Here is a 16,367-nt window from a genome sequence, read left to right on the forward strand (position 1 = left end):
GTATTAGCGCTGCTTTACATCAAACGTGATATCCCATTGCTTAACATATTCACTCAACGGTTCTAACCCAACTGATGCACGTCTTTTATCAACAGTTTCAGGGTTTTCCAAATCATAAACTTTATAACCTCCATTTTCTCTATCGTCCGTCATTTGAGAACCGTAGATTTGAGGTTTTCCATCATCCATAAGCATTCGGTCTTCCATAAGAGCCATTTTACTTTTTTTCAAATCACCGTTTTGTGCCGCATTCTTCAATAGATGGAAGTACTTTTTACGATGATAATTATCTCCATGTTGAAAAACGAACCAGATGGCATTCATTTGCTTTTGATTGATCTCTTTTAAAGTGGGCATCCCACATTTTTCTAGTAAACTAACTACGGTGACTAAATTATCTTGATCAATTGAAGGATCGTATTTACTTTCATCAATTCTCATATTTTGATCGAGAGCGTACACTTTATCAAGAATTTTGCTCATCTCATCACAATTGATGTCAATAGTTATAACTGGCTCAACAATTTTCTCATTGTAAATGGCATATAAGTTTCTTTTAAACTTTTTATCGTTTTCAGTCGCTTTTCTAAAGACGATTATTTTTGGTTCATCATTATCATTCAAATAAATATCCTTTGTAAGATTTTCGTCAGAAAAATATTTTGATAAAGAATCTTTACTAATTACACTACCATTTTCCTTTTTATAAACGACATTTTCATAATTGAAACTTAATTTGGCTTTTGCCATTTCAATTTGCTCAGTATGCGTCATTTTTCTCAAGCCTTCTGGTTTATATTTATCGCCAGATTTACACGAGGTAATGATTAATATTATTAGAATACAAGAAAGAATATTGATTTTCATAAGGCTTTATAAGACCTCTGTAAAGTAATAATTATTCCGCTTTCGCGAAAGCGAGACCATCATCTAAATAGCTCGAACAATTGCAAACTATTAACTTGGTATTTTAACGTTCAAATTCCATGAGAAATCCATCTGCCGCTATGTTGTCATCTAATTGAAGAGTGTTGCCCTGTAAATCGATAGTTCCTTTATCTACATTGTCAATAAAAAGCGTTTCAGTGGTTCCGTTTTGTTCAATTCTTATGGAATAAGTTCCACTGTCTAGTCCAGCATAAATATCCTCAGGACCAGTGGTAAGAATATTATTTGTGATGTTAACGGTGTTGTTATTTAAATTAAAATCATAAAAGACTTCGCCACGAGTATAATCTATGTTGATTCCCACAAAACCACCACGCACGTTTTTCAAGTGCCAAGTTCCGTTAATAGTAGTTGATGAATTAGTGTTGTCATCATCATTATTACAACTTGGAAAAAGTAAAAATGTGACGCAAATCAGCAAACTTAATTTGATGTATTTCATAGTCTTATGGTTTGGTTCTTCATATAATAGATGCAACTAATGCCATAAGGTTGCGTGAGAAAATGATCAATCTTTTTTAAATGGTTCTAATAATTGACTACCAAAATCATCAGGATAATCTTCATCGCCTGGAAATCCCAATTCTAATTCGGCTTGATGATAGGGAATATGTGCAGTACCAAAAAGGTAATCCCAAATGCTGAGAGAAAGCCCGTAGTTGACTCCATATTTGGCACCTTCTGGTAACTTTCTTGCGTGATGCCATAGGTGCATTTTAGGATTGTTTAAGATGTATTTAAAAGGTCCATAATCCCAGTTTAAATTGGCATGATTCAAATGCCCAATCAATACAGCAATCATATGAATTACAATAAACTGATTGATCCCAAAACCTATCATCGCCAGCGGTAAATACTGCAAGGCTTTATAAACGATAGTTTCCATAAAATGAAAACGGAACTGCGCTGCAAAGCCCATTTCCTTCACACTGTGATGCACTTTATGGAATTCCCATAAAAAGGGAACTCGATGCAAAAGTCTGTGAATGTTCCACTGTATAAAGTCGGCTATGACAAACATGATTAATAATTGCACCCAAAACGGAAAACTACTTACTTCAATAGCTACCAAATTTGTGATGCCTATACTTGCAAGACCGTCATTAAATAGTTCTATAAACACATCAGAAACGGCGTTGTAACCAATTAAAGAGAACAAAAAGAAATTGAAAAAGAGGTAAAATAAGTCGAGCCAAAAATCTTTGCGCATTACTTTCTGATTCTTTCTCCAAGGCAGCCAGATTTCCAAAGCAAATACCAATAAAGAAACGACGAGCAACCAATAAAAATAATTGGTCCACGAGGGATTCATGATTTCTTTCCATAAGTAGGATGCATATCCATTAAAAGAATTGATAAAAATATCTACGTATTTTTCCATGCTTATTGTAGTCGTTTTGAAGACTGTAAAATTACTACATAAGCAGCATAACGAAAACGTTGTATCATATTAGGATTCTATGTTGGTATAAAATGAACTTCTTATTTTATTTTTACGTTCAAATTACGCTTCCATGAAACACTTCTTTTATTTATTATTGATCGCAATAGCTTTTATCTCTTGTAAAGAAAACGAGAATAAAGCTCAAGAAAAGGTTGTTGAAAAAGAACATGCTTACTTCGATTGGAGCGCTGCAAACGTTTACTTCTTGCTTACCGATAGGTTTAATAACGGCGATACTTCTAACGATAAAATCATCGATCGTTCTAAGGAAACTGGAAAGTTACGAGGTTTTGAAGGTGGCGATTTTGCAGGAATTATTGAAAAAATAGATGAAGGTTATTTTACAGATTTAGGGGTAAACGCGATATGGTTGACACCTATCTGGGAACAAATTCACGGTGGAGTAGATGAAGGTACTGGATTTACTTATGCTTTTCATGGATATTGGGCAAAGGATTGGACAGCAGTAGAACCATCTTATGGAACGATGGAAGAGTTTAAAACACTAGTAGAAAAAGCACATGAAAAAGATATAAGAATTTTACTAGACGTCGTTATCAATCATACTGGTCCTGTAACAGATCAAGATCCTGTATGGCCAGAAGAATGGGTACGTACTGGTCCTGGATGTTCTTATCAAGATCAAGCTACTGCCGTTACTTGTACGTTAACTAACAATTTACCGGATATAAAAACAGAAAGTACAGAAGAGGTCGACTTGCCAGAACATCTTGTGGCAAAATGGAAAAAGGAAGGAAGATACGAGCAAGAAATTAAAGAGTTAAATGACTTTTTCGCTAAGTCTGGTTTAAAGCGAACTCCTGTAAATTACATTATCAAATGGGTCACCGATTATGCTCGTGAGACTGGTGTAGACGGTTTTAGAATCGATACCGTGAAGCATGTGGAAGAATCTATTTGGGCAACATTTAACGAACAGGCAAAACTAGCTTACGAGCAGTGGAAAGAGAATAATCCTAGTAAAACCATTCATGATGACGATTTCTTTATCCTTGGTGAGCTTTACGGCTATTCTGCAGTAAATGGTAGGTCTTATGGTTTTTCCAGTGGTGATGTTGATTACTTTGATTCTGGTTATGATGCAATGATCGATTTTGGATTCAAATATTTTGCAAATGAAGATTATCAAAAGCTCTTTAAAAAATACGATAGCATTAGAAAGATCCTACTTACTGAAAAACCTAATGATCCAGTATATTTCATGAATTACATCAGCTCTCATGATGATGGACAACCGTTTGATCCTAGAAGAGAACGAGCGATGGAATCTGCTACAAAGTTGATGTTATCGCCTGGAATGTCACAAATTTACTATGGAGATGAAAATGCAAGATCATTAGATGTAGAAGGAACTGTAGGAGACGCAACTTTAAGATCTGTTATGGATTTTGATAAAGGGAATCAAGAGATTTTAAAGCACTGGCAACAGTTAGGAAAATTTAGAAATGAGCATCAGTCTGTAGGCGCGGGCGAGCATTTTTCTCTTGCTCAAGAAGGAGAAGGAACACTAGCGGCACGATTTTATAATAAAAACGGTCATGAAGATATTGTTCTCATTGGAGCTGGATTGCCAGATGGATTGATGGAGATAGATGTCATTAAAGTATTTCCAAAAGCAAAACGTCTACGCAATGCCTACACCATCAAGAAATTGCCTGTGGTGAATGGAAAAGTTACTGTTATGGTTAAAAATGGAGTAGTGTTGCTGGAGAAGATGTAGCGATCCATTATAATTATAGCTTATTTTTAACTTTAATGATGTAGAAATCAGCAATTTTTGTATTGTTAATTTCAACAGATGAAAACCTATTTCAAAAAATTCAATTTAAGATACCGCAAATTCAAATTAGGGTTAAGTCCTCAGCAAAACTTATTTTATGGCTTTCTAACTTATGTTTTAGTTGGTTTCATTTTACTGTCTCTACCATGGTTGCAAAAAACAGATACTTCTTTAATCGATAATTTATTTATTGCTACAAGTGCCGTTTCTACGACAGGATTAGTCACTGTTAGTGTTTTTGATTCTTATAATTTTGCTGGGCAATTTGTGGTGATGTCTCTTTTTCAAGTGGGTGGAATAGGATATTTAACCTTTACCACATTTATGCTTCTTTCCACAACTAGGCGAATAACGCACTGGCATAAAAGACTTCTTAATACAGAGTTTACCTTACCTGCCACCATAAAGATCAAAGATTTTTTAAAATCTGTTGTCATTTTCACAATAGTTATGGAAACTATAGGTGCAATTTTATTTTTTATTGCATTTTATTCCGATGGAATGCCGGTAGGAGAGGCGATCTGGAATGCGGTTTTTCATAGTGTCAGTGCTTTTTGTACTGCTGGTTTTAGCCTATTCAATAGTGGTTTTACGGAGTATGTAGATGATGGTTTTGTAAACTTTATCATTGCTTTTCTCGCAATCGCTGGTTCTTTAGGATTTATAGTAGTTACAGATTTAGTAATGTGGATCAAGGATCGCACTCATAAACTAAGCTTTACTTCCAAAATTATTTTCATAGGTTTTGCATTTTTATTAAGTACTGGTTTCTTATTCATGTACCTTTTTGAACCGACCATTACCGCATTATCAGGCTCAGAAAGACTTTATGCAGCCTTTTTCCAAACGATGTCTGCAATGACTACTGTTGGTTTCAATACAGTAGATTTTGGAGCTTATTCTTTACCGATCATTCTAGTTACCATTTTTCTCATGTATGTAGGTGCATCACCATCAGGAACTGCTGGTGGTATTAAAATAACGACGCTTACAGCTGTTTTTTCTATTATGAAAAGTAGGCTTCAAGGTTCTAAAAACATTACGTTTTTAGGCCGCAAGATTCCATTTGAGAGATTGTACATAGCAACTTCCTCATTTATATTTTACACTTCTCTTATTTTTTTATTTACGCTCGCCATGACTTTTACTGATGATTTTGGATTAGAAAAAACACTATTTGAAGTGAGTTCGGCATTAGGAACAGTAGGATTGAGCATGGGAATTACCGGCGATCTTTCTATTTGGGGTAAATCCATTATTGTCCTGATTATGTTTATAGGTCGTTTGGGTGTGTTAACTTTTGGTTTGGCTATATGGTCTAAATCTACTATTCAAGATAATGTCCCGATTTTAGAAGACGATATTGCGGTTTAGTTTGTGTGACATCTCGTTTTCTATTTTCATCTTTGAAAAAAGAAATTTATCTGAATTAGCTCAAGGCGAAAGCGTAACAATCAACAAAAGGTCACAACATCTTATTTAGTCTTCGGGATAAAAGGCAGTTATTTGATTTTTTCAAGTTAAATTCTTTCATCAAAAGATCATATAAACTAGTAACTATTCCAGTTCTTTTCTATTTTGGAGATGATCTTTTGCATTTAACTTATTAACTATCTTTTTACCTGTTTTATCTTCAATTTCCTTGCGAGTGTTGCCTGCGATAGTACCACCTTGTTTGGCTATTTTTTTACTTTCTGTAAATGTTTCAGGTTGTTTCTCTTTACTTATTTCTGTCGTAGTTGCTTCGGCAAGCATATTAAGTACGAGTTCCAGATTACTCATGTTATCTCGTAAGTTTTCCTTTTTTAAACCTTTTAATTTCTTATAATTTTTCACATCCAGACCGCTCCACGCTTTTGTGATTTCATTAGTTAGTATAGCATATTCTTGTCCTTTTTGTACACCTCTATTTTCCCATTCATCAGTTAGTTCTTTGCGTACCTCTATACTTTTTAATCGCTGATTGATCCATTGTTTGCTATAACCTTTCTTGAGATAAGTTTCCATTAATCTGTCAAAACCCAATTCTGGATCTTCTATTTCATCTACGCGTTCTCGGGCTACTTTTGCAATCCACAATTTGAAAGGTTCAGCTTTTGGTGATGGAACGCTTTGTATAAGTCTAAAGAGCTGTTCTGTATCGGCTACATCAGTTTTGCGCATTTTGCCGTCATCAGCTATCATTTTCAACTGTCCTATTTTTTCGGACAGTTCACTTCCTTCCTTTTTTAATTTTGTTTTTAGATCGCTCCAGTATTTTCTTGGTCTTTCACTTTCAGTTAATATAGAGATAACATCGATAATGGAGAAGTACCATTTCTCCTCTTTCTCGATCCATTGAGTTCTCACTTTTTGTTTTTCAAATAATTTTATTGCGGTTTCTTTAGTCATAAAATCGTCTTTCTCTAGAGGTATCTAAAAATACAAAATATGGACCGAACGAATTTGTAAATAATTGCTCTCTTTTAATAAATGATTGGATAAGTTTTTTAAAGATCAATGTTTACAATTAGACTTTTTAAGGTTGAAATTAAGTGAGTTACAAATGATCTTTTCTAATCCGCTTTCGCGAAAGCGGAACAATCCTCAAAAGTTCCATGACAAACTATTATATTTAGAGACTTAACAATCTTTACATATGAAATACGTCATTTATGCACTTTCTATACTTACTCTTATAAGTTGCAAAGAAACTGTAGATTCAGAATCTTCTAATGAGGTCAATGTAACGCATGAGGTCAATGTAACACAAATTGAGGTAGTTGAAGATCAAATCCCAACACCTCAACTCACCCTAGAACAAGCAAACAATTTAGCGCAACTGCCTTTACATTGCATCGAGGATGAATATCCTAATAAAATGGGACACGTTACTGCAAGTCCGGAAGATCAAAAGCGCCCAAGCGTACAACATCCTGTTTTTTACGGTTGTTTTGATTGGCATAGTGCAGTTCATGGTTACTGGAGCGCTGTGACTTTATTAAAACAATTTCCAGAGTTAGAAGCTCGTGAGGAGTTACTTCAAAAAATACAACGCAACCTAACTGCTGATAATATTAAAGTAGAAATTGCCTACTTAAACACTAAGGATAACAAAACCTTTGAACGAACTTATGGTTGGGCATGGTTGCTTAAATTACAACAAGAACTAGATACTTGGGATTCAATAGAAGGAAAAGAAATTGCTCAAATTTTACAACCTCTTACTGATGTGATCGCACAACGATATGTAGATTATTTGCCTAAATTGAATTATGCCATAAGAGTTGGAGAGCATTCTAACACAGCATTTGGGATGGCATTTGCTTATGACTATGCAGTTCACGCACAAAATGAGGATTTAAAATCTGCCATCATAAGTAAAGCAAAAGAATTTTATAGCAATGATGCCAGTTGTCCGATTTCTTGGGAACCTAGCGGTTATGATTTTTTATCGTCTTGTCTTGAAGAAATAGATATCATGCGACGTGTTTTAACTGCTGAAGAATTTCATGCATGGGTAAAAGAATTTTTACCTGGAATCGAAAACGGAAAATTAGACATCGAGATAGGAAAAGTATCAGACCGTAGTGATGGAAAACTAGTTCACATAGATGGCTTGAACCTGAGTCGTGCTTGGGTACTTTATGGTCTTGCCGCTCAATATCCAGAATACAGCAACCTCAATGAAATAGCCGATGCCCATATCACAAACACCTTACCCAATCTAGTTGCAGACGATTATGCCGGCGGACATTGGTTAGGAAGTTTTGCTATTTATGCATTGCAAAATGCGTCAAATGCTGAGTAAGCTATTCAAAAATATAGGTCCAGCAACTTTAATTGCAGCAGCATTTGTTGGTCCTGGAACGGTCACCATTTGCACGCTGGCAGGAGCTAACTTTGGATACAGCCTATTATGGGCAATGTTGCTTTCTATTTTTGCCACCATTATATTACAAGAAATGGCAGCTCGGTTGGGATTGATTTCTGGCAAAGGATTGCCAGAAATCTTACGTGGTGCGATCTCTAATAAGATTATAAGAATCACGCTTATCATATTAGTTCTTGCAGCTATTGCGGTAGGAAATACCGCTTACGAAGCCGGTAATTTGAGCGGTGGCGTATTGGGGCTACAGATCATTTTTGGCGAGCAATGGTATTTTCCATTGTTGTTGGGTTTGATCGCTTTTGGTTTACTATTTTTTGGTAACTACAAAGTGCTAGAAAAAGTGCTCATATCGCTAGTGGTCATTATGGGTGTTTCTTTTATCGCGACAGCTGTAGCCATAGGTCCTGATATCACAGAAATTTTTAAAGGTCTTTTTACTCCCGAAATCAATAGCAATAATATTCTCACCATCGTAGGTTTGATAGGTACGACAGTAGTTCCTTATAACTTGTTTTTACACGCCTCGCTAGTCAGTGAAAAGTGGAATAATAGGTCAGATTTAAGTGCTGTGCGAAAAGATACAATAATAAGTGTTGTCCTTGGTGGACTGGTTTCTATGTCCATTATAATTGCAGCAACCGCGTTGCAAGGTCAACAGGTTTCTAATGGCGCAGCACTTGCTACTGCTCTAGAACCTATTTATGGATCTTGGGCAACCTACGTTTTTTCTATTGGTATTCTAGCGGCAGGAATCACGAGTGCAATTACGGCACCACTTGCTGCCGCTTATGTAGTTAAAGGTTGTCTAGGCTGGAAAGGAAACATGAAAAGCTGGTCGTTTAGAGCGGTGTGGATGTTTATTCTCATTGTTGGAATCGTCTTTTCAAGTATAGGATTAAAACCGCTAGACATCATCACATTTGCACAAATCGCAAACGGATTATTACTTCCTATCATTGCGATTTTATTGCTTTGGCTGGTGAATCAAAAGTTATTAGGGTCGTTTTCAAATAACTTATGGCAAAACATTATGGCGTTTATAGTGATTTTAATTGCTGTAGGATTAGGAGCAAAAACCCTTTTTAAAGTCTTCGGAGTACTATGATAACTATAGATTTAAATTGTGATCTCGGAGAAGGAATGAAGAATGATGCGATGCTTATGTCACACATCAGTTCGTGCAATATCGCTTGTGGTGGTCATTATGGCGATGAAAATTCCATTGCTCTTACTTTACAATTGGCTGTGAAACATAACGTAAAAGCCGGTGCACATCCTTCATTTGAGGATCACGAGAATTTTGGTCGTGTGTTTAGGGATATTTCTAGGTCTCGCTTTCGCGAAAGCGTAACTCAACAAATACATCTTTTTCAAGAAACCGCTCAAAAAGTAGGCGTGAAGATGCATCATATAAAAATGCACGGCGCCTTATATCATGCGACTGCAAATAGAGAAGATTTTTCTGACTGGTTAGTGGAATTTATGCTAGAATTTTATCCAAAAACAATTCTTTATGTGGCGCCTCATTCTATTTTGGAAGAAAAATGTCAGTTGTATAAAATTCCATATTGGAAAGAAGGTTTTGCAGATCGTCTTTATGATAATGATGTTAAATTAGTATCGAGAACTGAACCTGATGCGTTGATTACTAATTATCAAACCGCTGCACGACAAATAGAGCAGATGGTAAAAGAGCAAAAGGTAACGTCAAATAAAGGTATCGAAACCAACTTGTCTATAGATACGATTTGTATTCATGGAGATAATTTGGAATTGACTAAAGACTTAGAGCAAGTAGTAGCGCAATTGAAATCAAATCATATCAGCATTGGGTAAAAGCGAGGTTTTTTTTCACAATTACAATGAGAATTCTGTTTTAGTTAATTGGAACGAGAACACGATAGATATTATTTCTCAACGAACAGCTTTTGAAATGGAAGTTAAAAAGGTGTTTCCTGATGTAATCGTGAATCATGGCGCTTATTCCATATTATTATTGTGGAAAAGGAAAATCCATCATAACGAGGTTATTGATCGATTAATGAAATTGCTGATTGATATGAAAACTTCGGAAGCCAATGGTATTTCCTGGAGATTACCGATTTATTATGAGCTCGAAAGCGAATTGGTCGATTCTTTGAGTGAATTTTCTAAAGAAGAGATTATTTCTAAACATCAAAAAGGAATTTTTACAGTAGATTTTATAGGCTTTTTGCCTGGATTTCCTTATTTAAAAGGCTTGGATAAAAGTCTTCAATTACCTCGTAAATCAACACCAGCTTTACAGGTAACGGCGGGAACAGTTGCTATTTCTAACGATTATTGTGGTATTTATCCATCTCAAAGTCCAGCAGGATGGCATGCTTTAGGGAATTGTCCTTTACCTATGTTTGATGTTAAGAGAAAACAGCCTAGTTTGCTTGCTGCTGGAGATCGTGTGCAGTTTTATCCTATTTCTAGAGAAGAACATAGCTCGATGAAAAATCAAATAGCAAATGAAAGTATGACCCTAAAAAGCTTTCAGATAGATGGGTAACATGACTATTGTAAAATCAGGGTTTTATTGTTCGATTCAAGATCTAGGAAGAATAGATTACCGTCATTTAGGAATTCCACATAGCGGTGTTATGGATGAGTTATCTGCCAGTTATGCAAATGCTTGTCTTGATAATAAAAAAGGTTCAGCCGTTATAGAAATCATAGGAGTAGGAGGAACTTATATCTTTTCTGAACCTACTTTTATTTGTATCACTGGCGCAAAAGCTATGATAAAAGTAAATTCCATAGCTATAGAGCAATATGACAGTATCAAAATACAAACAGGTGACCAATTAGAAATAGGAGCGGCTGTTGATGGTAACTTCATTTATTTAGGTATTGCAGGTGGTTTTGAGGTTCCAGAAGTTCTAGGAAGTAAATCTTTCTTTAAAGGAATAACAAAACAACAATTGACGAAAGGAGACACTATTTCATACCGACTTGGAATGAGCTCCACAAAATCTGTAGCTAAATTCCCAAAACCTACGAATAGTTCCATTCTGAAATGTTTTCCTGGTCCAGAATTCCACTTTTTGAATAGAAAACAGCAAGAACAACTCTTAAACTCAAGTTTTACTGTTTCTAAGAATTGGAACCGAATGGCGTTTCAATTGAATGAAAAAATTGACAACCAATTGATTCAATTAAAAAGTAGTCCAGTACTGCCAGGAACAGTTCAATTAACACCAAGTGGACAGTTGATAATCTTGATGAAAGATGCACAAACGACAGGTGGATATCCTAGAATACTTCAGTTAGACAAAGCATCTATTTCAATTTTATCTCAAAAAAGAAAGGGAACTTCAATAGATTTCTTGATTTTATAAAATTTAGATAAAATTTACTGAAAACAGTTAAACTATAATTAAGTCTCTATAATTATTCTTAAATTCTTAGTTACTTCGCAATATATGAAGGCTACAACACCAACAGAATCATTTAAATGGAAGCATTTACCATCTCTTTTATGGAACAGTGCAAAAAAATGGAATAGTGACGATGTGTGGCAATTAGGAGCCAGCGTCGCGTATTACGCGATTTTAGCACTTCCAGGGCTTATGGTTATAATGATTAATGTTATAAGTACGATCTGGAAGGAAGATATTTCTACTGGTCGATTAACAAACGGTCTTTCATCTTTGATAGGTTATGATGCTGCGTCTGATCTTAATGAAATGCTGCAAGCGGCACGACTAGATGATGAAAGCTGGATTTCAAATATTATAGGAATGGTAACATTAGCTTTTGCGGCTACTGGAGTATTCTATCAATTGCAACTAGCTCTTAATAAAATATGGAAGCTTAAAATTAATCCTAAAACACCATGGTGGAAAATGCTTACCGACCGAGTAAAGAGTTTTGGATTTATTTTAGTTTTAGGTTTTTTAATTATGATTAGTTTTATTCTGTCTGCAGTAATTGCCATATTACAAGACTGGATTCAAGCTAATCTGGCCGATTACTTAGGCTCGCTTGCGCTTGCGGTTAATTTTTTACTTTCTTTAGTAATTATTTCGGTACTTTTTGGATTGATGTTTAGGTATTTACCAGATGCGCGTCTCAAATGGAAAATGGTTTGGCCAGGTGCATTATTGACTGGAATTCTATTTGAAACAGGCAAGTTTTTACTTGAGATTTATTTCACGCAATCTTCTCCAGCTAGTGCTTATGGAGCGGCTGGATTAGTTGTTCTACTATTACTTTGGGTTTCTTATTCGTGCCTCATCCTTTTCTATGGAGCCGAATTTATTTTGGTCTATGCAACAAGATATGGGAATGGTATCACTCCTAATGCCAAAGCGCTTAAATATAAAGAAGAACTTATTGTGACAGATAAAGGAAGCGATGTAACCGATAAGGAAATAGAAGAAATTTTGGAAGCAGACGATAACAATATCGTTGATGCCTGAAAGTAAATCATTCAAATTTATTAGGAAGGTGCTTGTTGTAGTCTCGCTTTCGCGAAAGCGGAATTAAGAAAATAACTAAGATATCTATAAGCATGTTTGTGAATATCAAGTTAATTCATATTTAATTAGTAAAACTCCTACTTTATTAAAGTAAATTGAAAATAAAAAATGAGTACTAAAAATCTAATCCAACAAGAAGCAAGAGAAAAATACCTAGAAATGGCTAAAGACATCAAAACTGCAATGATGTTAACAAATTTAGGAGAAGCTCCAGTGCACGCCATACCAATGGGATCAAAAGAAATACTGGATAGTGGAGATGTTATTTTCTTTAGTAAATCTACCAGTGAGCACAACACAAATATTGAAAAGGACAATAGAACGCAATTGATTTTCTCTGACAATTCTTCTAAGGAATTTTTAAGCGTTTATGGAACGACAGTAATTTCTAAGAATAAAGAATTAATCAATAAATATTACGATAACCTAGATAACAACTGGTTTGAAAGTAAAGAAGATCCTACGCTTACTGTGTTGATTTTTTCACCTACTGAAGGGCATTATTGGGACACAAAGACTAATGCAATTATCACTCTTGCAAAGTTAGCTTACACAAAAATTACTGGTGACGAAACTCAAATAGGAGAATCAGGAAGTTTAAAATTATAAATAGTTAAAAACCAACCATATGAATATTTTTGAAGCATTACGAGAAGATCACGAGATTCAAAGAACATTAATAGATAAATTAGTGAACACTTCTGGAGATAATGATCTAAGAAAAAACATGTTTAATAAATTAAAACGTGAACTAGCTATACATGCTGATGCTGAAGAGCGTTTTTTCTACGTGCCACTTATTGAAGAGGACTTGACACAAGAGAAAGCAAGACACAGCATTGCCGAACATCATGAAATGGATGAACTAGTTGAAAAACTAGAAGATACCGACATGAGTAGTAGTGCATGGTTAGTTTACATGAAAGAACTAGCCCATCAAGTAGAACATCACTTAGATGAAGAAGAACAAGAAGTTTTTCAATTAGCTGGAAAAGCACTTACAGAAAAAGAAAAGAATAAACTTGCTGATGATTATCAGGAGTTTATGAAAAAGGAAAGAAAAGAGAGATAAAAAAAATCCGATCGCAAGATCGGATTTTTTTATACATTATAAATAACTCTGAAATGGGATGCTTGAGTTTTGATTTTGTGCATCCTCTGTGTGATCCTCACTTGAATCTATAGTTTTACGTTTATAGTCGCTGTAACCGTTTTGAGAAATGATTAAATCCATGAGCTTTTTTTTGGTGTAAATATAAACCTATGCACGCATAACAAATTTTAAATAATTCTTAATTAATTGGTTCTTTAATGTAATATTTAGCCCTATTATATTTAATAGTTGAGTGTAATTTCAAAAACCTAAAAGTTTGAGATTAAAATTATTAATTTACATTTATGAAATTATCAGTAGATACAAAAAATCGGATGGAATTTATCAATTTACCTCTCTTCAGATTAGTAGTTTTGGCTCTTCTAATCACAAGCTGTAAAAACAATCAAAACGAGCAGGAATTAGAGTCAGGAATAGTAGATAATTGCTGGGATATTGCAGATTCATCTTCAACCGATAATAGAGAAAACGGAGACTTTACTGCTCCATTTACTTCGATACCTGTTCAAATAGATGGATGTGGGAAAGATCAAATCTGGGAAGCATCCAGCTGGTACGGAATGAATTACTTGTGGATGGGAGAAAAGGTAAATACAACAGATTATCAAGGAAAGTTCAAGCTCGCATGGGACGAGAATTATTTATACTTACTGGTAATGGTAGAAGACGACACGCTGCACCCTACGCTTCAGGACGGAATTGAGAACTATTGGAAAGGAGATTATGTAGAAGTGTTTATAGATGAAGACAAATCTGGAGGAGATCATAAGTTCAATCATCAAGCCTTTGCATATCATATTTCTACCGAAGGTCATGCCATTGATCAAAGTACGCAACAAAAACCCATTTTTCTAGATGATCATATAAATGTATCGAGAGCCCAAAAAGGAAATACTTACCTATGGGAAATAGCCATACAGTTGTACGATAAGGATTTTGACGATCAAGACTTATCAAACAATGAGCCTATAAAGTTAACAGCTCAAAAAGAAATAGGCTTCTCCATTGCTTATGGCGATAATGATGGTAATAACCTTCGTGAGAATTTTATGGGTTCTAAAAAGAATCACGGTACTAACAACGATGACGGTTACATTAATTCAGATGTTTTTGGTAGTTTACTCTTAATTAAATAATCTTTTTTAAATAAATATTAAAAAGTTGCCTAATCAGAATAGGCAGGTTCATCAGGCGTATGCTCCAAAATCACATTTTGCTCTCCATATTTTTTTAAATAGGATCTTATGATTTGATTAGTATGGTAATTAGCCACCTTGCGATCTATAAAATCTTCACAATCTGAAATAGAGGCAATCGATGCATATTGATCCACATAACCATAACCTTGATATTCACCATCCTTGACCATTACAAAACAACTTTCCTCAGCCGTACGTCCAGGTTGTTTGATGATATAATTAGGATTTTGATTATGTAAAGATGCTATTGCTTGAGTAGCTCTAATATTGTAAAGAGAAACCAATTCTTCCTTTTTACAAACACCTTTACAGTTTTTGATTTTATAATGAGAAGAGCAATCGGCTTGAGTTTTAAAGCTGCAATAACGTGGGCAAAGATTGAAGTCTTCGCAGAGTTGCTCTAATTGCTCTACGGCATGCGCACGATTGTAATGCGTCACTACCGAATAGTCATAGGATTTTACCAGCCCAACGGCAAATTGAATCACACCTAACTGATTTTTATAATGTAAAATTTGATAGGCCTTACGAGGCTTTTTTTGTGCACTATTAAATTTAGGATAGTAGTGTCGTATCAAATCTGCTTCTTGAAGTAAGGCTACGAGCTCATTACCAGTAGGAATATGTTCAATGTGATGAATCTCTTGACACATAAGATAGGACTTACTTGTTTTAGAATAAAAATGAGAAAGCACACGTTTTTTCAAACTAATCGCTTTCCCGACATAGATCACTTTGCGAGCTTGATTTTTAAATAAATATACACCAGGCGCATCTGGCAAATTGTGAAATAGATTGCGATCTAAATGTGGTGGAAAGGTACCTTCTTTACTGCTTCCTTTTAAAAACTTAGAAAACTCGGTTCCATCTTCATCTATTTCAAGAAGCTTTTGAAAAAGCGTTACCGTTGCATCTGTATCGCCCTCAGCGCGGTGACGGTTTTCTAAATTGATTCCTAATGAATTACACAACTTTCCTAAACTATAAGAATTCATTCCAGGAATGAGTTCTCTAGAAAGTCGTACAGTACATAGTTTTTTACGTTTAAAATCAAAACCTATGCGTTTAAATTCGTTCCGTATAATGTTATAATCAAAGTTGACATTATGCGCCACAAAAATACAATCACGAGTCATGCGTTCGATTTCTTCAGCTACTTCAGAAAATAATGGTGCACTGGCCACCATTTCATTATCGATACCAGTGAGGCCAGTTATAAAGTCTGGAATTAGACTTTCTGGATCAATGAGCGTTGTATATTTTTCTTCTATTTTATTCCCAAGCATGCGCACGATGCATATCTCGGTCATGCGATTATTGCTCATTCGGTTGCCTGTAGTTTCTATATCTACAACGCTGTAATATTGTTCTTTAAAATTCAAATGCTGTTCAATTAGGAAATGTTCCAAAATTATGGAATTATTCCTAAATAAATAGGTAGATATTTATTTTTAACAGAGTTTGTTTTTATCTCGCTTTCGC

Annotated in this window: 17 protein-coding genes; 11 read left to right on the forward strand and 6 right to left on the reverse strand. The window is 35.0% G+C overall.

Annotation, left to right across the window (positions count from 1 at the left end; genetic code table 11):
- Positions 1 to 3: 3 nt before the first annotated feature.
- The 3 genes from DDD_RS11895 to DDD_RS11905 all read right to left on the reverse strand — a co-directional run bounded on the left by DDD_RS11895 (position 4) and on the right by DDD_RS11905 (position 2,329).
- Positions 4 to 867, reverse strand: a complete 864-nt coding sequence (locus tag DDD_RS11895; RefSeq protein ID WP_015363126.1) for a DUF6624 domain-containing protein — start codon at positions 865 to 867, stop codon at positions 4 to 6.
- A 103-nt stretch (positions 868 to 970) separates the two neighbouring features.
- Positions 971 to 1,390, reverse strand: a complete 420-nt coding sequence (locus tag DDD_RS11900) for a hypothetical protein (RefSeq protein ID WP_015363127.1) — start codon at positions 1,388 to 1,390, stop codon at positions 971 to 973.
- 66 nt (positions 1,391 to 1,456) lie between these two features.
- On the reverse strand, positions 1,457 to 2,329 hold the full coding sequence (locus DDD_RS11905) for a sterol desaturase family protein (RefSeq protein WP_015363128.1): 873 nt from the start codon (positions 2,327 to 2,329) through the stop codon (positions 1,457 to 1,459).
- A gap of 133 nt (positions 2,330 to 2,462) precedes the next feature.
- Between DDD_RS11905 and DDD_RS11910 the strand changes: the two genes are divergently transcribed.
- Entirely contained in the window at positions 2,463 to 4,133 is a 1,671-nt protein-coding gene (locus tag DDD_RS11910; RefSeq protein WP_015363129.1) for an alpha-amylase family glycosyl hydrolase, read from the forward strand.
- 78 nt (positions 4,134 to 4,211) lie between these two features.
- Positions 4,212 to 5,567, forward strand: coding sequence for a TrkH family potassium uptake protein (locus DDD_RS11915; protein ID WP_015363130.1), 1,356 nt, complete (start codon positions 4,212 to 4,214; stop codon positions 5,565 to 5,567).
- A gap of 183 nt (positions 5,568 to 5,750) precedes the next feature.
- On the opposite strand, the gene DDD_RS11920 is transcribed toward DDD_RS11915, so the two are convergent.
- Entirely contained in the window at positions 5,751 to 6,584 is an 834-nt protein-coding gene (locus tag DDD_RS11920; protein WP_015363132.1) for a BRO-N domain-containing protein, read from the reverse strand.
- A gap of 247 nt (positions 6,585 to 6,831) precedes the next feature.
- Here DDD_RS11920 and DDD_RS11925 point away from each other — a divergent pair, with 247 nt between their 5' ends.
- From DDD_RS11925 to DDD_RS11960, 8 genes are all read left to right on the forward strand, one after another.
- The gene (locus DDD_RS11925) at positions 6,832 to 7,983 is read left to right on the forward strand and encodes a DUF2891 domain-containing protein (RefSeq protein ID WP_015363134.1); all 1,152 of its coding nucleotides are present in this window, start codon (positions 6,832 to 6,834) and stop codon (positions 7,981 to 7,983) included.
- Positions 7,973 to 9,169 (forward strand): Nramp family divalent metal transporter, encoded by a 1,197-nt coding sequence (locus DDD_RS11930; protein ID WP_015363135.1) that lies wholly within the window; start codon positions 7,973 to 7,975, stop codon positions 9,167 to 9,169. Before DDD_RS11925 ends, DDD_RS11930 begins: the two co-directional genes overlap by 11 nt.
- Positions 9,166 to 9,900 (forward strand): LamB/YcsF family protein, encoded by a 735-nt coding sequence (locus tag DDD_RS11935; protein ID WP_015363136.1) that lies wholly within the window; start codon positions 9,166 to 9,168, stop codon positions 9,898 to 9,900. Before DDD_RS11930 ends, DDD_RS11935 begins: the two co-directional genes overlap by 4 nt.
- Positions 9,893 to 10,600, forward strand: a complete 708-nt coding sequence (locus DDD_RS17305; RefSeq protein ID WP_015363137.1) for a 5-oxoprolinase subunit B family protein — start codon at positions 9,893 to 9,895, stop codon at positions 10,598 to 10,600. The genes DDD_RS11935 and DDD_RS17305 overlap by 8 nt, the downstream gene beginning before the upstream one ends.
- A gap of 1 nt (position 10,601) precedes the next feature.
- On the forward strand, positions 10,602 to 11,429 hold the full coding sequence (locus tag DDD_RS11945; protein ID WP_158441688.1) for a 5-oxoprolinase subunit C family protein: 828 nt from the start codon (positions 10,602 to 10,604) through the stop codon (positions 11,427 to 11,429).
- An 84-nt stretch (positions 11,430 to 11,513) separates the two neighbouring features.
- Positions 11,514 to 12,512: a YihY/virulence factor BrkB family protein gene (locus DDD_RS11950; RefSeq protein WP_015363139.1), complete on the forward strand. Its 999-nt coding sequence runs from the start codon at positions 11,514 to 11,516 to the stop codon at positions 12,510 to 12,512.
- 168 nt (positions 12,513 to 12,680) lie between these two features.
- Positions 12,681 to 13,181 (forward strand): pyridoxamine 5'-phosphate oxidase family protein, encoded by a 501-nt coding sequence (locus tag DDD_RS11955; protein WP_015363140.1) that lies wholly within the window; start codon positions 12,681 to 12,683, stop codon positions 13,179 to 13,181.
- A 19-nt stretch (positions 13,182 to 13,200) separates the two neighbouring features.
- On the forward strand, positions 13,201 to 13,644 hold the full coding sequence (locus DDD_RS11960; protein WP_015363141.1) for a hemerythrin domain-containing protein: 444 nt from the start codon (positions 13,201 to 13,203) through the stop codon (positions 13,642 to 13,644).
- Positions 13,645 to 13,680: 36 nt separating this feature from the next.
- Here DDD_RS11960 and DDD_RS18345 read toward each other — a convergent pair whose 3' ends face one another.
- On the reverse strand, positions 13,681 to 13,806 hold the full coding sequence (locus DDD_RS18345; protein WP_262491811.1) for a hypothetical protein: 126 nt from the start codon (positions 13,804 to 13,806) through the stop codon (positions 13,681 to 13,683).
- 164 nt (positions 13,807 to 13,970) lie between these two features.
- Between DDD_RS18345 and DDD_RS11965 the strand changes: the two genes are divergently transcribed.
- Positions 13,971 to 14,822: a sugar-binding protein gene (locus DDD_RS11965; RefSeq protein ID WP_052329268.1), complete on the forward strand. Its 852-nt coding sequence runs from the start codon at positions 13,971 to 13,973 to the stop codon at positions 14,820 to 14,822.
- A 29-nt stretch (positions 14,823 to 14,851) separates the two neighbouring features.
- On the opposite strand, the gene DDD_RS11970 is transcribed toward DDD_RS11965, so the two are convergent.
- The gene (locus DDD_RS11970; RefSeq protein WP_015363143.1) at positions 14,852 to 16,294 is read right to left on the reverse strand and encodes an exonuclease domain-containing protein; all 1,443 of its coding nucleotides are present in this window, start codon (positions 16,292 to 16,294) and stop codon (positions 14,852 to 14,854) included.
- Positions 16,295 to 16,367: the final 73 nt, after the last annotated feature.

The organism is Nonlabens dokdonensis DSW-6, from assembly GCF_000332115.1.
Lineage (GTDB): Bacteria > Bacteroidota > Bacteroidia > Flavobacteriales > Flavobacteriaceae > Nonlabens > Nonlabens dokdonensis.

What these genes read in the sequence shown, in the direction of transcription:
- DDD_RS11895 (WP_015363126.1), bottom strand. Translation starts at nt 867, where the DNA reads ATGAAAATCAATATTCTTTCTTGTATTCTAATAATATTAATCATTACC.
- DDD_RS11900 (WP_015363127.1), bottom strand. Translation starts at nt 1,390, where the DNA reads ATGAAATACATCAAATTAAGTTTGCTGATTTGCGTCACATTTTTACTT.
- DDD_RS11905 (WP_015363128.1), bottom strand. Translation starts at nt 2,329, where the DNA reads ATGGAAAAATACGTAGATATTTTTATCAATTCTTTTAATGGATATGCA.
- DDD_RS11910 (WP_015363129.1), top strand. Translation starts at nt 2,463, where the DNA reads ATGAAACACTTCTTTTATTTATTATTGATCGCAATAGCTTTTATCTCT.
- DDD_RS11915 (WP_015363130.1), top strand. Translation starts at nt 4,212, where the DNA reads ATGAAAACCTATTTCAAAAAATTCAATTTAAGATACCGCAAATTCAAA.
- DDD_RS11920 (WP_015363132.1), bottom strand. Translation starts at nt 6,584, where the DNA reads ATGACTAAAGAAACCGCAATAAAATTATTTGAAAAACAAAAAGTGAGA.
- DDD_RS11925 (WP_015363134.1), top strand. Translation starts at nt 6,832, where the DNA reads ATGAAATACGTCATTTATGCACTTTCTATACTTACTCTTATAAGTTGC.
- DDD_RS11930 (WP_015363135.1), top strand. Translation starts at nt 7,973, where the DNA reads ATGCTGAGTAAGCTATTCAAAAATATAGGTCCAGCAACTTTAATTGCA.
- DDD_RS11935 (WP_015363136.1), top strand. Translation starts at nt 9,166, where the DNA reads ATGATAACTATAGATTTAAATTGTGATCTCGGAGAAGGAATGAAGAAT.
- DDD_RS11945 (WP_158441688.1), top strand. Translation starts at nt 10,602, where the DNA reads ATGACTATTGTAAAATCAGGGTTTTATTGTTCGATTCAAGATCTAGGA.
- DDD_RS11950 (WP_015363139.1), top strand. Translation starts at nt 11,514, where the DNA reads ATGAAGGCTACAACACCAACAGAATCATTTAAATGGAAGCATTTACCA.
- DDD_RS11955 (WP_015363140.1), top strand. Translation starts at nt 12,681, where the DNA reads ATGAGTACTAAAAATCTAATCCAACAAGAAGCAAGAGAAAAATACCTA.
- DDD_RS11960 (WP_015363141.1), top strand. Translation starts at nt 13,201, where the DNA reads ATGAATATTTTTGAAGCATTACGAGAAGATCACGAGATTCAAAGAACA.
- DDD_RS18345 (WP_262491811.1), bottom strand. Translation starts at nt 13,806, where the DNA reads ATGGATTTAATCATTTCTCAAAACGGTTACAGCGACTATAAACGTAAA.
- DDD_RS11965 (WP_052329268.1), top strand. Translation starts at nt 13,971, where the DNA reads ATGAAATTATCAGTAGATACAAAAAATCGGATGGAATTTATCAATTTA.